Raw genomic sequence first — 13,112 nt, 5'->3', positions numbered from 1 at the left:
CCGGGACGGACTCCGCCGCCTTCGCGGGCGCAGGCTTCGCCGGGGTGGGCTTCGCGGCAGAGGGCTTCGCGGCAGAGGGCTTCGCGGCAGCGGGCTTCGGGGCCGGCTTCGTGGCGGCAGGCTTCGGAGCGGGCGCCGGGGCTTCCACGACAGGCTCCGGCTCGGGCTCGACGGCAACGGGCTCCGGGTCGACGGCAACGGGCTCCGGGTCGACGGCAACGGGCTCCGGCTCCGGGTCGACGGCAACGGGCTCCGGCTCCGGCTCCGGCTCCGGATCGGACGCGACAGGATCGGGATCAGCGGCGACGGGCTCGGGCTCGACGGCAACGGGCTCGGCAGAGGCCTCGTGCTCCTCGGCCTCGAGCTCGGCGGTGACCGGCTCTTCGGCGATGGTCTCGGCGGGGGCTTCCTCGAGGTCCTCGACAGCCTCGGTGAGGTCCTCGGCAGGCGGCTCGGCAGGCGCGGGCTTCGGACGCGCCTTGCTCGCGGGCGCAGCGCTCTTCGCGCTGGCCGCAGCGTCCTTCTTCTTCCGCCCGAACAGCTTGGGCGGATCCAAGCTCACCTTCAGCTTGTCCTGCTCGTCCGACATGGGGTGCAGTTTGTCACGAAGGCTCGAACGACGTGGTCACTGCTCACCCCCGACCGGCCTCGGAAACTATCCATTTGGATCATTCGCGCGGCCCGAGCCCTGTGGCAGGGTGATCGCCAAGGTGCGGCTCGGGGGCCATGGACCGAGCTTGCATGGGGTGAGCACGATGCTGTCGACGACTGCCCGGACGACTTTCATTGCTGCCGTGCTGGCCGCTTCGGCGGTGGTGGCGGGCCCGGCCCACGCCACGCCTTTCAGCGCGGAGATCACAGTGTCCGGCGGGATCCTGACCGTCCAGGGAAACAGCGTCGTGCTCTCCACGATCGAACTTGCCGAGACCCCCACGGCGGTCACGGTCTACAGCATCTCGGGGATCAGCAACCCCGGCGGCGGGTGCACCGAGATCGACGTCTTCAACTGGACCTGCCCCAAGGCCGGCCTCACGTCGTACCGGCTGCTCGGCGGGCCGAACAACGACAACCTCAGTGCGGCCACGCTGACGATCCCCGGTGAGATCGAGGGCCAGCAGGGCGACGACACGCTCAAGGGTGGACGTGCCGGCGACGACATCTCGGGCGGCGAAGGGGTGGACACGACCTCGTACTTCGGGCGCGCCGCGCAGGTCATCGTGACCCTGGACGACACCGCCGTCGATGGCGGAGGGGATGAGTTCGACAACGTGCGTTCCGACGTCGAGTCGGTGGTCGGGGGCTCAGGTGACGACTGGTTCGAGGGCGACGCCAGCGCCGAGTCGTTCTACGGGGGCGGAGGAGACGACCGGTTCTACCCCTCGGCGGGCGCGGGTGATGTCTTCCAGGGTGGGGACGGCGTCGATGAGATGCGCTACCCGGTCAACTACACAGCGCCGTTGAACCTGTCGCTGGACGCGACCGCGAACGACGGACCGGCGGGTCAGAACGACAACCTCCTCGACCTCGAGGTGCTGCGCGGTGGGGTGGGAGCCGACACGCTCACCGGAGACGGTGACGACAACGTGCTGCTCGGCAACTCCGGCAAGGACGTCCTCGTCGGCGCGGGTGGGGCCGACATCCTCTACACGACCGGGGTGATGTCCACGATGGACGGCGGGTCCGGGGACGACACCCTCCACGCGTGGGCCGGCACGGGCAAGCAGCTGATCGGCGGTCCGGGCACGGACCTCGTCTCCTACGAGGGCTACAGCGACGCCGACGGGTTCGTGCTCTCCCAGGCGCCCGTGGTGGTCAGCATCAACGGGGCCGCCGACGACGGCTCCGCCGGGCAGAAGGACAACGTGCGCACGGACGTCGAGAACGTGGCGGGGACCAGGTTCGCCGACAAGCTGACGGGGTCGACCGGGGCGAACGCGCTGCACGGCCTGGGAGGCAACGACACCCTCAACGGAGCAGGGGGAGCCGACGTTCTCCTTCCGCAGCGGGTGTCCGGCATCGGGTCCGACAACGACGTCGTCAGCGGTGGCGCCGGGACGGACCTGGTCTCCTACGCCACGGAGACCGACGATCTCGACGTCTCGATCGACAACCAGGCCGACGACGGCAAGCTGGGTGAGCTCGACAACGTCAAGAGCGACGTGGAGCAGGTGCAGGGCGGTTCCGGCGACGACTCGCTGGCCGGTGGCGGTGCGGCCAACCTCCTCCTGGGAGGCGACGGCGCCGACGTGCTGCGCGGGCTCGGGGGTGTCGACACCCTCGACGGTCAGGGTGGCGCGGACCTCATGAGCGGCGGCACGGGCATCGACACGGTGACCTACGCCGACCGCACGGCCGACCTGCAGGTCACGCTCGACAACCTCGACGGCGACGGGGAGTCCACGGAGGACGACAACGTCCAGACCGACGTGGAAGTCATCATTGCCGGCTCGGGCAATGACGACCTGTTCGGATCGAGCCTGGCCAACAAGATCTTCGGCGGGGCGGGGCACGACCAAGTGGTCGGCGGCGCCGGGAACGACGTGATCGACCTGGGCAACGGCGACGACGGCGTCCGCGCCGGCGTGGCCAAGGACGGTGCCGACAAGATCTACGGCGGACCTGGGGTCGACACCGTCGACTACGGCCAGCGGACCGGTGCGCTCAAGGTGACGATCAACGGCAGCGCCGGCGACGGGGAGTCGGGGGAGAACGACCTGGTCGCTACCGACGTCGAGACCCTCATCGGGGGCAGCGGGAACGACCTGCTCACGGGCGGCGCCAGCGACAACACGCTGGTCGGCAACGACGGCGACGACGTCCTCACCGGGGGTACGGGTGCCGACTGGCTCGACCCGGGCTACGGCTCCGACGAGATGATCGGTGGCACGGGGAGCGACACGGTCGACTACGGCGACCGGACCGCCGACGTGTTCCTCTCCGTCGACGACCTGGCCCTGGACGGTGAGACCGACGAGAAGGACCAGATCCGTCTCGACATCGAGAACCTCGTCGCCGGCTCCGGCGACGACTTCGTCATCGCCAACCACCTCGACAGCACCGTCCACGGCGGCGCCGGCGAGGACAACATCTTCGGCGGTCACGGCAACGACAACCTGTACGGCGAGGGCGGCAACGACCTCATCGAGGGCGAGGGTGACACCGACTTCGTCGACGGTGGCTCCGGCCCGCACGACCGGTGCCTGACCGCGGAGTCGACGGTCAACTGCGAGCACTTCTCCTGAGAATTCCAACAAACGAATGGGGCAACGAACGATGAGACGAATCATGTGGACGGGCATGGCTGCCGGTCTTCTGGCAGCGGCCGGCGTGGCGGCGATGCCGTCACCGGCGGCGTACGCGGTGAGCGGGACGCTCCTGTACGACGCGGGCGGCGTGCTGATCCACGTCAACGACAACGCAGGTGCCACGGTCAGCGTGATCGACCAGGGCGCGTCGTTCAGGGTCGTCGGCAGCAAAGGCATGACCCTGACCAGCGGGGCGCCGTGCACGCAGGTCAGCGCCAACGTCGTCGACTGCCCGCTCGCGGGGATGGAGTTCTGGGAGCTCACCGGTGGCAGCGGGCCGGACACGGTCTTCGCCGACGCGACCCAGGTCGACGGCGAGCTCTTCCTCGGCCTCGGTGACGACTACTACCAGGTGGGCCACGGCAAGGACTTCGTCCACGGCGGGGGTGGCATCGACTCCGTGTCCTACAACGCGCGCGACTTCCCGGTGAACCTCAGCCTCAACGGCCAGGACGATGACGGCGAGGCCGGCGAGGAGGACTACCTCTTCAACGACATCGAGACGTTCCACGGCGGCGAGGGTGACGACACCTTCCGCGGCAACGGCGCGGCGCAGAAGTTCTTCGCCGGTGGCGGCAACGACATCTTCTACGGATCGCTCGGCGCCTCCGACTTCGTGCAGGGCCAGTCCGGCCTCGACAGCATCGAGTACGACGTCCCCGCCAGCGTCTCGCTCGATATCGACATGGGCGCGCAGACCGCCGAGGTCGGCGCCGGTGCGCAGGTGGACACCTACTCCCAGATCGAACGTGCCGTCGGCGGTGCCGGCAACGACCTGATCACCGGCAGCGTCTCAGCCGACTGGATCGTGGGCGGGGGCGGTGCCGACGTCCTCCGCGGTGACAACGGCAACGACCTGCTGTTCGCCGAGGGCAACGGCTCGACGATGGACGGCGGCCTCGGCAGCGACACGCTGATCGCCTACAAGGGCACCGGCAAGCAGATCATCGGCGGCGTCGACACCGACACGGTCGTCTACTCCGGCTACGTCGAGTTCGACTTCTCGACCGAGGACTACGCGACCACGCCGGTGACGGTCGACCTCGACGGTGCCGCGGACGACGGCTACGCCGGGCAGAAGGACAAGGTCGCCACCGACGTCGAGAACATCGAGGGCACGAGCTTCGCCGACAAGCTGACCGGCAACACCAAGGCCAACGAGCTCAGGGGCCTCGGCGGCAACGACACCCTCTCCGGCGGCGGTGGCAACGACCTCCTCGCGCCTCAGGCCGTGAACCCCACGGGCAGCGACAAGGACGTGGTCAGCGGCGGTGGCGGCAAGGACCGTGCCACCTACGCAGGCGAGAGCGCGAACCTGGTGATCTCGCTCGACAACGTGGCCAACGACGGTCCGGCCGGCGACGTCGACAACGTCAAGTCCGACGTCGAGGAGGTCCAGGGTGGCTCGGGGAATGACCAGATCTCCGGCAGTGGCGGAGCCAACACGCTCCTGGGCGGATCGGGCAACGACGAGCTGCGCGGCAACGGTGGCGCGGACGTGCTCAACGGCCAGCTCGGCGGGGACGTCCTGATCGGCGGTGCCGGCTCCGACACGGTGTCCTACGCCGACCGTCTCGTCGGCGTGACCGTCACGCTCAACGGCACGGCCGGCGACGGCGCGCCGAGCGAGGGCGACTGGGTCCAGGCCGACATCGAGAACATCGAGGGGACGCAGTTCGACGACTACCTGGTGGGGAACAACGCGGTCAACAAGATCTCGGCGCTCCACGGCGAGGACTACCTCGAGGGACTGGGCGGCAACGACACCATCGACGGAGGCGAGGCGAGCGACGTGTTCGGAGCCGCGGGCTTCAAGGACGGCGCCGACAAGTTCATCGGGGGCAGCGGGCAGGACACGATCGACTACGGCGACCGGATCGCTGCCGTGAAGGTCGTCCTCAGCACCACCAACGGCGGTGACGGCGAGGCGGGCGAGAACGACACCGTCAAGGACGACATCGAGAACGTGACCGGCGGCGGTGGCAACGACACCATCACCGGCAGCCTGTACGCCAACATCCTGCGCGGCGGGGAAGGCAGCGACGTCATCTCGGGCGGCGACAACCACGACTTCCTCTACGGCGAGGGTGGTAACGACACCCTCGACGGAGGATCCGGCAGCGACCTCGGCGACGGCGGGCCCGGCACGGGTGACGTCTGCTCCAACGTCGAGACGCCGATCAACTGCGAGGCGGTGAACTAGCCCGAGAAGAACGACGAAGGACCCCCGCTCATGCGGGGGTCCTTCGTCATCTCACCTGGTCGGGCTGACAGGATTTGAACCTGCGGCCTCTTCGTCCCGAACGAAGCGCGCTACCAAGCTGCGCCACAGCCCGCCGCTCGCGATGCCTCCCGGAACCCGACGGATCAGGCGTCCGGAGCGGCTCCGCTCACAAGCAGGGGAGCATACCGGAGCGGCTCCCTGGCGACCGAATCGGACCGGCCTCCGAACGGGGTCAGCCCCCTACGAGGGGGAGGGCACCAGCGTGAGCAGGGTGGCCTCCGGCCGGCAGGCGACGCGGATCCGGGCATAGGGGCTGGTCCCGAGGCCCGCGGACACGTGCATCCAGGCCGACCCCGGGTCGCCGGGCCGCGAGTCCGCCGGGTGCCGGTGCAGGCCCCGGGCACGGGCGGGTTCGAGGTCGCAGTTGGTGGCCAGCGCGCGACCGGGTCGCTGGAGGTGGGAGAGGTACGGCAGGCACACCTGGCCGCCGTGGGTGTGCCCGGCGATGATCGCGTCGTAGCCGTCCCCCGCGAACTGGTCGAGGACCCGCAGGTACGGCGCGTGGGCGACCGCCAGGCGCACGTCGGCGCTCGGGTCGGCCGGCCCGGCGACGGCCGGGAGGTCGTCGTACTCCAAGTGCGGGTCGTCGACACCGGCGAAGGAGATCCGGGTCTCGCCGACCACGAGGGCGGAGGTGCGGTTGGTCAGGTCGAGCCACCCGGCGCCGGACATTCCGGCCGAGAGGTCGCCCCAGGGCAGCGCCGGCACCTGCGTGTAGCGCTTCCCGGTGTCCGGCGTCAGATAGCTGAACGGGTTGCGGAAGCCGGGCTCGAAGTAGTCGTTGGAGCCGTGGACGAAGACGCCCGGCCGGTCGAGGAGGGCACCGAGGCTGTCGAGGACCACGGGGACGGCGTCACGGTGCGCCAGGTTGTCCCCGGTGTCGATGACCAGGTCGGGCTCGAGCGAGGCCAGCCCGCGCAGCCACTCCTGCTTGCGCTTCTGTCCCGGCGTCATGTGGATGTCGCTCAGGTGCAGGACCCGCAACGGCCGCATCCCGGCGGGCAGCAGCGGGACGTCGATCCGGCGCAGTGTGTACTGCCGCGCCTCCCACATCGCGTACGACGTCGCGGCTGCGCCGGCCAGCACGCCGGTGCCGAGCACGGGTGCCAGGGCGCGCACGAGCCCGCGTCCGGGAATGCGTGAGGGCGCCACATGGCCAGCCTGCCAGAATCGTCGACATGAACACGTTGAAGGACCGTCTGCGCGCCGACCTCACCTCGGCCATCAAGGCGCGTGACGACGTCCGCTCCTCCACGATCCGGATGATCCTGACCGCCGTGACCAACGCCGAGGTCTCGGGATCGGTGGCCAAGGAGCTCACCGACGAGGAGATGCTCAGCGTGCTCGCGACCGAGGCCAAGAAGCGCCGCGAGGCCGCGGTGGCATTCGAGGACGGCGACCGACCCGAGATGGCCGCCAAGGAGCGCGCCGAGTCCGCCGTGATCGCCGACTACCTGCCGGCCCAGCTCAGCCCGGAGGAGATCGCGGAGATCGTCACCGCCGCGGTCGAGAAGGCCGGTGCCGCCGGGGCCGGGCCCAAGGCGATGGGCCAGGTCATGGGCATCGTCTCGCCGCAGGTCAAGGGCCGCGCCGACGGCGCCGCCGTGGCAGCGGAGGTTCGCCGCCAGCTCGGCTGAGTCCGCCCGGGTCAGCCGTTGCCGCGACCGTTGTTGCCGCGGCCGCCGCGTCCACCGTTGTTGCCGCGACCACCGTTGTCGCCGCGACCGCCGTTGCGGTCGTCGTTCTTCTTCGGCGGCGGTGGGCCGTCGGAGATGTAGAGCGTGATCGTGTCGCCCGAGCCGGCCTCGGAGCCGCCGCCGGGGTAGGAGTAGGCGACCAGGCCCTCGTCGACGCCGCGGGAGGGGACGTAGCCGCCGTTGGACACGGTGAACCCGGCCGCTTCCAGGGTGGAGGTCGCCGTCTCGACGCTCATGCCGGCGACGGGCGGCACTGGCACCAGCACGCCGCGGATGTCCTCGGCGGACGGGTCGGTGAACAGCTCGTCGTCGAGGAACGGCGCGATCGCCTTGAACGCGTCACCCCAGATCGGGCCTGCGGTCGCCGACCCGGAGGTCGAGTAGTAGGTGACGCCGCCGATGGTCTTGCCGTCGAGCGACTCCGGGTCGCCGACGGAGTTGATGCCGGCCACGACAGCGGCTCCGGCGAGGTTGGGCGTGTAGCCGGCGAACCACACCGATCGGTTGGAGGTCGAGGTCCCGGTCTTGCCGGCCGACTGCTGCCCGGGGTAGAGGTACTGGCCGAAGCCGCCCGGCTGGAGGACGCCCTCGAGGACGTCGTTGACGGCGTCCGCGACCGGACCGGGCAGCTCCTGGGTGCACTTGGGCTCGTACTGCTTGAGCAGGTTGCCCTGGTTGTCCTCGATCTTCGTCACCGGCAGGGCGTCGCAGTGCTTGCCGCGGGCGGCGAAGGAGGCGTAGGCCTCGGCGAGCTCGAGCGGGCTGGTGTCAGGGATGCCGAGCGTGAACGACGGCACCATCTCGCGCGCGGGGTCGGTCAGCCTGATGCCCAGCCGGCGAGCGAGGTTGTAGGGCTCGCACAGCCCGGTCTCCTTCTCCAGCTCGGCGAAGAACGTGTTCACCGAGCCCTGGGTACCGGTGTAGAGGTTGACCACCTTCGCCTCGAAGTCGAAGTTCGCCGGGTCCCAGATGTTCGAGCTCTGGTAGGGCCCGTCGCAGGTCTCGAACTCGTTCTCCGGGATGAAGGCCTGCGCGGGCACCCGGTAGGTCTTGTTGAGCGGGATGCCCTGGTTGACGGCTGCCGCGAGCACGAACGTCTTGAACGTCGAGCCCGGCTGGAAGCCGTTGGCCTTGCCGTACTCCTTGGGCACCGTGTAGTTGAGGAACGTCTCGCCAGGCGCCTTGCCGAGGGGGCGTGACTGCGCGAGCGCCTTGACCTCGCCGGTGCCCGGCTCGACCAGCGCGAGGGCCCCGATCACGCCTTCTTTGGGGAAGACGTGCGAGCTGACCGACTGCTGGGCGGCCGCCTGCATCCGCATGTCGATCGACGTGGTGATCGTCAGGCCGCCGTTCTCGATCAGCCGCCACCGTTCACGCGGGTTGTCGCCGAGGTTGGGGTCCTGCTTGAGCCAGGCGATGACGTACTCGCAGAAGAACTGCGCGGTCGAGTTGACGCAGCCGCGCTCCTTCTTCTGGACATCGAGGCCCAGGCCGCGCTCCTTGGCGCGGGCCGCCTGGCGCTCGGAGATGACGCTCAGCTCGGCCATCCGCTCGATGACCACGTTGCGCCGCTCGCGCGAGCGGTCGGGGTTCTCGGTCGGGTCGAACGCGCCGGGGCTCTGGACGATGCCCGCGAGGGTCGCGCCCTGGCGCAGGGTCAGCTCGCTGGCGTTGACGTTGAAGTAGTGCTGGGCGGCGGCCTGGATGCCGTAGGCGCCATCACCGAAGTAGGCGGTGTTGAGGTAGCGCTCCAGGATCCAGTCCTTGGAGTACTTCTTCTCCAGGGCGATGGCGTAGCGCAGCTCGCGCAGCTTGCGGGCGTAGGTGTCGTCGGTCGCGGCCGCCCGCTCGCGCTTGGTGTCGGCCTGGTTGAGCAGGGTCAGCTTGACCAGCTGCTGGGTGATCGACGAGCCACCCTGGACGACGCCGTTGGCCGCTTGGTTGGTGAAGAGGGCGCGCATCGTGCCCTTCACGTCGAGCGCGCCGTGCTGGTAGAAGCGGTAGTCCTCGATGGAGACGATGGCCTTGACCATGATCCGCGAGATCTGGCGCAGCGGGACGATGACCCGGTTCTGGTCGTAGATCGTCGCGATCTGGTCGCCGTTGCGGTCGAGGATCTCGGTGCGCTGGGGGAGCAGCTCGGTCTCGAGCTCCTGGGGGAGCTCGTCGATCGACTCCGACACGTTGCGAGCGGCGAACCCGAGCACGCCGGCGAACGGGATCGCCAGGCCGGACACCACGACGCCGAGCACTGCGGCGACGACGAGCATCACGCCGAGGTGGGAGATCACCTTGAACGCGGAGAGACCTTCGGTCCTGGAGCGGGCCATGCGGTCAGCGTACGTGACGGCCGGGCCGCTCCCAGAGTCGGCGAATCACGGTGGTCGCGGCCCCTGCGTGCCCTTGCCCTGGGCGGTCCCAGGCCCGCTCGTCCTCCCGGCCTAGTGAAATGTGACTAGACAGGTTGCGCACAACGAGTGATGTGCTAGACCAGCCACCTCCTTTACTTTACTCGGACGAGGAGGAACTCGCGGCGCTGTGGGGGTGCCGCCCTCCTCAGAAGATGGGGACAATTCATGTGGGTAGATGATTGGGCTCTTCGCGCAGCCTGTCGGACCGAGCAGCCGGACCAGCTGTTCGTGCGCGGTGCTGAGCAGAACAAGGCCAAGCAGGTCTGTGCCGGTTGCCCGGTGCGGACCGAGTGCCTCGCCGAGGCGCTCGACAACCAGATCGAGTGGGGTGTCTGGGGCGGTATGACGGAGCGGGAGCGCCGTGCGCTGCTGCGCCGCAAGCCGCACGCCTCGTGGCGCAAGGTCCTCGAGTCGGCCCGTGACCGCGAGATCGCTGCCGTCACGACCAGGGCGAGCGCCTGATCTGACGCTGTTCGACGATGTGCCGACGGCCCGGGCTGACCGCCCGGGCCGGGGCGCGTCGTAGCGGCGTGGGCTAACGGCCCGCCTCGGCGAGGAGCCCGCCGATCCGGCGCAGGCCCTCGAGGTCGTGGACGTCCCCGGCGAGCGCCGGTACGACGGCGGTCGGCACCTGCGGGTGCGCCGTCGCGAAGCGCTCGCGCAGCCCGTGCTCGCGCTCGACGAGCCGGACCTGGTCGGCGTGCAGTCGGAGCAGCCCGGCGGCGGTTGCTCCGTTGCCGTCGCGACGGAGCCGTCCGGCGCCCGCGAGTGCCTCCTCGGCGGCCAGGCTGCTCTCCGGTGCCGGGCTCGCGCGGTTGACGATGAGCCCCGCCAGCGGCATCCCGTCCTCGCTGAGCCGCTCGACGAAGTACGCCGCCTCGCGCAGGGCGTCCGGCTCGGGCGCCGCCACCACGAGGAAGGCGGTTCCGTCGGCCTGGAGCAGCGAGTAGGTCTGCTGCGCCCGCTGGCGGAAGCCACCGAACACCGTGTCCAGCGCGGTGATGAACGTCTGCAGGTCCTTGAGGAACTGCGCGCCGAGGATCTTGGTCATGGCGTTCGTGATCAGGCCGAACCCCGCCGTCATCAGCTTCGCGGGTCCGCGGGCCGGAGCGAGCATCAGTCGCACGAACCTGCCGTCGAGGAAGCTGGAGAGCCGCTCGGGGGCGTCGAGGAAGTCCAGCGCCGATCGCGACGGCGGGGTGTCGACCACGATCAGGTCGTAGTCGCCTGTCTTCTTGGCGTCCCGGTGGATCTGGCCGAGCTTCTCCATCGCCATGTACTCCTGCGTGCCCGCGAACGAGCTCGACAGCGCGATGTAGAACGGGTTGGCCAGGATCTGCTTCGCCTTCTCCGGGCTGGCCTGCGCCACGACCACCTCGTCGAAGGTGCGCTTCATGTCGAGCATCATCGCGTCGAGCCGGCCGCTGCCCTGGACGCCCGTGACCGGGCGCGGGGTGTTGTCCAGCGCCTCGATCCCCATCGACTGGGCGAGTCGGCGGGCCGGGTCGATCGTCAGCACCACGACCTTGCGTCCCTGCTCCGCGGCGCGCAGCGCGAGCGCGGCCGCGGAGGTCGTCTTGCCCACCCCGCCGGATCCGCAGCAGACGATGATGCCGGTCCGCTGGTCGGCGAGCAGCGCGTCGACGTCGAGCGCGCCGGCCCGGCGGGCCCTCGGCGACGTCGGTCCGACGCGGGTCTGGTGCTCCGTCGTACGGCGTGCCATCGCTTATGCCATCCCTTGTTCGCGCAGGAGTCCGGCGAGCTCGTAGAGCGCGCCGAGATCGACACCGCCGGCCATCCGCGGCAGCTCGTAGGTCGGGACGCCGAGGCCGCGGACGACGGCCAGCTGCTCGTCCTCGAGCGCGCGCCGCTCCGCGTGCTCCCGGGCCTCGTGGAACAGGCCGTCGATGAGCGTCGGCGTCACCTCGATGCCGCCCGCCTTCAGCTCGGACTCGATCTGCTCGCGGTCGAGCGTGCCGGCGCGGGCCGCGGCGAGGTCGTCGTCGGAGAGGTCGCGCGGGCGGACCAGGTTGACGACCACGCCGCCGACCGGGAGCTTCTCGCGGCGAAGCTCCGCGATGCCGTCGATGGTCTCCTGCACCGGCATCTCCTCCAGCAGCGTGACCAGGTGGATCGCGGTTCGCGGCGACTGGAAGAGCTTCATCATCGTGTCGGACTGGGTCTTGATCGGCCCGACCTTCGCCAACCCGCCGACTTCGCCGCCGACGTTGAGGAACTGGGTGATCCGGCCGGTCGGGGGTGCGTCCAGGACGATCGCGTCGTAGTCGATGGCGCCCTTGTTGCGGCTGTTGCGCTCGACCGCCTCGTAGACCTTGCCGCTCAGGAGGACGTCGCGGACACCGGGCGCGATGGTGGTGGCGAACTCGATGACGCCGAACCGGTCGAGCGCCTTGCCTGCGCGCCCGAGCCGGTAGTACATGTCGAGGTACTCCAGGAGCGCCGACTCGGCATCGATGTGGAGCGCGTGGACCCTGCCGAGAGTCTCCTTGCCGCCGCCGGTGTCGTCATGGTCCGGGAGCCCGGTCGTCAGCCGCCGTTCGCCGTACGGCAGCGGATCGACGTCGAACATCCGCGCGATGCCCTGGCGCCCCTCGACCTCGCAGAGCAGCACGTTCTTGCCCCGGTGGGCCAGCGCCAGCGCCAAGGCGGACGCGACGGTCGACTTGCCGGTACCGCCCTTGCCCGTCACCACGTGCAGGCGCGCTTCTGACCAGTCACTCACCACTGCAGCGTAGCGAGCGCCAACGATCAGGTGACGAGCTTGTCCGCCAGCACGATCCAGGTGAAGAACGAGATCCCCAGCAGCATCCCGACGTGACCGAGGATCGACAGGGCGGGTCCTTCGGCCCAGCTGTCCCCCGTGGTGTCGGCCGCGTGCTTGCCCCCGCGCGACAGCCAGCGGAGGAGGATCAGGATCCCCAGCACGACCTCGACCCACCAGGCCAGCAGCGCGAGCAGCCCCACCAGGTCGTCGGGCGAGGTCAGGTAGAAGATCCACACGGCGAGGGCGAGCACCCCGATCACCGTGTGGGCGTTGACGATGGCGAGGGGCACGAGGGCGTGCCCCGACTGGGACTGCTCCGAGGACAGTCGCATCCTGGTGAGGAGTACGACGACCGCGGCCAACCCGGTCAGCAACCAGACGGCGTTGTCGAGACTCACCCGCGCATGGTGGCACAGCGTGTGACCGGGCCCACTCGGTGCGGACGCTCGCGGGCCGCTGAGTAGGGTGCGAGCCATGACCAAGTGGGAGTACCAGGTGGCGCCCGTCCTCAACCATGTCGCGGCGCAGATCCTCAACAACTTCGGCCAGGACGGCTGGGAGCTCGTCACCCTCGTCCCCGGCACCAGCGGCAACGACATCGCGTACTTCAAGCGCCCTGCCGAGGCCTGA

10 protein-coding genes, 1 tRNA gene and 1 pseudogene are annotated in these 13,112 nt (G+C 69.8%); 5 read left to right on the top strand and 7 right to left on the bottom strand.

The window, feature by feature from the left end:
* Positions 1-589: pseudogene (locus H0487_RS10720) on the bottom strand (hypothetical protein); the annotation flags it as partial.
* 166 nt (positions 590-755) lie between these two features.
* Between H0487_RS10720 and H0487_RS10715 the strand changes: the two are divergent.
* Together H0487_RS10715 and H0487_RS10710 are read left to right on the top strand one after the other, a co-directional pair.
* A complete protein-coding gene (locus tag H0487_RS10715; protein WP_246383358.1) occupies positions 756-3,242 on the top strand; it encodes a calcium-binding protein in 2,487 nt (828 codons plus the stop codon).
* 55 nt (positions 3,243-3,297) lie between these two features.
* On the top strand, positions 3,298-5,508 hold the full coding sequence (locus H0487_RS10710; protein WP_183094223.1) for a calcium-binding protein: 2,211 nt from the start codon (positions 3,298-3,300) through the stop codon (positions 5,506-5,508).
* Between the two features lie 56 nt (positions 5,509-5,564).
* Here H0487_RS10710 and H0487_RS10705 read toward each other — a convergent pair.
* Together H0487_RS10705 and H0487_RS10700 are read right to left on the bottom strand one after the other, a co-directional pair.
* Positions 5,565-5,641: transfer RNA gene (locus H0487_RS10705), tRNA-Pro, on the bottom strand.
* A 128-nt stretch (positions 5,642-5,769) separates the two neighbouring features.
* Entirely contained in the window at positions 5,770-6,741 is a 972-nt protein-coding gene (locus tag H0487_RS10700) for a metallophosphoesterase (protein ID WP_312855904.1), read from the bottom strand.
* Between the two features lie 26 nt (positions 6,742-6,767).
* Between H0487_RS10700 and H0487_RS10695 the strand changes: the two genes are divergently transcribed.
* Positions 6,768-7,226 carry a GatB/YqeY domain-containing protein gene (locus H0487_RS10695; RefSeq protein ID WP_183094222.1) on the top strand — a complete coding sequence of 153 codons (459 nt, stop codon included), beginning with the start codon at positions 6,768-6,770 and terminating at the stop codon, positions 7,224-7,226.
* A gap of 11 nt (positions 7,227-7,237) precedes the next feature.
* Here H0487_RS10695 and H0487_RS10690 read toward each other — a convergent pair whose 3' ends face one another.
* Positions 7,238-9,616: a penicillin-binding protein gene (locus tag H0487_RS10690; RefSeq protein WP_183094221.1), complete on the bottom strand. Its 2,379-nt coding sequence runs from the start codon at positions 9,614-9,616 to the stop codon at positions 7,238-7,240.
* Positions 9,617-9,862: 246 nt separating this feature from the next.
* Here H0487_RS10690 and H0487_RS10685 point away from each other — a divergent pair, with 246 nt between their 5' ends.
* On the top strand, positions 9,863-10,159 hold the full coding sequence (locus tag H0487_RS10685; RefSeq protein WP_183094220.1) for a WhiB family transcriptional regulator: 297 nt from the start codon (positions 9,863-9,865) through the stop codon (positions 10,157-10,159).
* A 73-nt stretch (positions 10,160-10,232) separates the two neighbouring features.
* On the opposite strand, the gene bagB is transcribed toward H0487_RS10685, so the two are convergent.
* The 3 genes from bagB to H0487_RS23355 are packed head-to-tail and all read right to left on the bottom strand — an operon-like array spanning position 10,233 to position 12,880.
* Positions 10,233-11,420 carry an ArsA family ATPase gene (gene bagB, locus H0487_RS10680; protein WP_183094219.1) on the bottom strand — a complete coding sequence of 396 codons (1,188 nt, stop codon included), beginning with the start codon at positions 11,418-11,420 and terminating at the stop codon, positions 10,233-10,235.
* A gap of 3 nt (positions 11,421-11,423) precedes the next feature.
* The gene (gene bagA, locus H0487_RS22895; RefSeq protein WP_183094218.1) at positions 11,424-12,440 is read right to left on the bottom strand and encodes an ATPase BagA; all 1,017 of its coding nucleotides are present in this window, start codon (positions 12,438-12,440) and stop codon (positions 11,424-11,426) included.
* 26 nt (positions 12,441-12,466) lie between these two features.
* Positions 12,467-12,880, bottom strand: coding sequence for a hypothetical protein (locus tag H0487_RS23355; protein WP_183094217.1), 414 nt, complete (start codon positions 12,878-12,880; stop codon positions 12,467-12,469).
* Positions 12,881-12,956: 76 nt separating this feature from the next.
* Between H0487_RS23355 and sp36 the strand changes: the two genes are divergently transcribed.
* Positions 12,957-13,112 (top strand): Sp36 family protein, encoded by a 156-nt coding sequence (sp36, locus tag H0487_RS10665; RefSeq protein WP_183094216.1) that lies wholly within the window; start codon positions 12,957-12,959, stop codon positions 13,110-13,112.

The organism is Nocardioides stalactiti (assembly GCF_014180715.1).
Classification (GTDB): Bacteria; Actinomycetota; Actinomycetes; order Propionibacteriales; family Nocardioidaceae; genus Nocardioides; species Nocardioides stalactiti.
The sequence above is the reverse complement of the archived record's forward strand: the minus strand, read 5'-3'. Positions and strand labels throughout refer to the sequence as shown.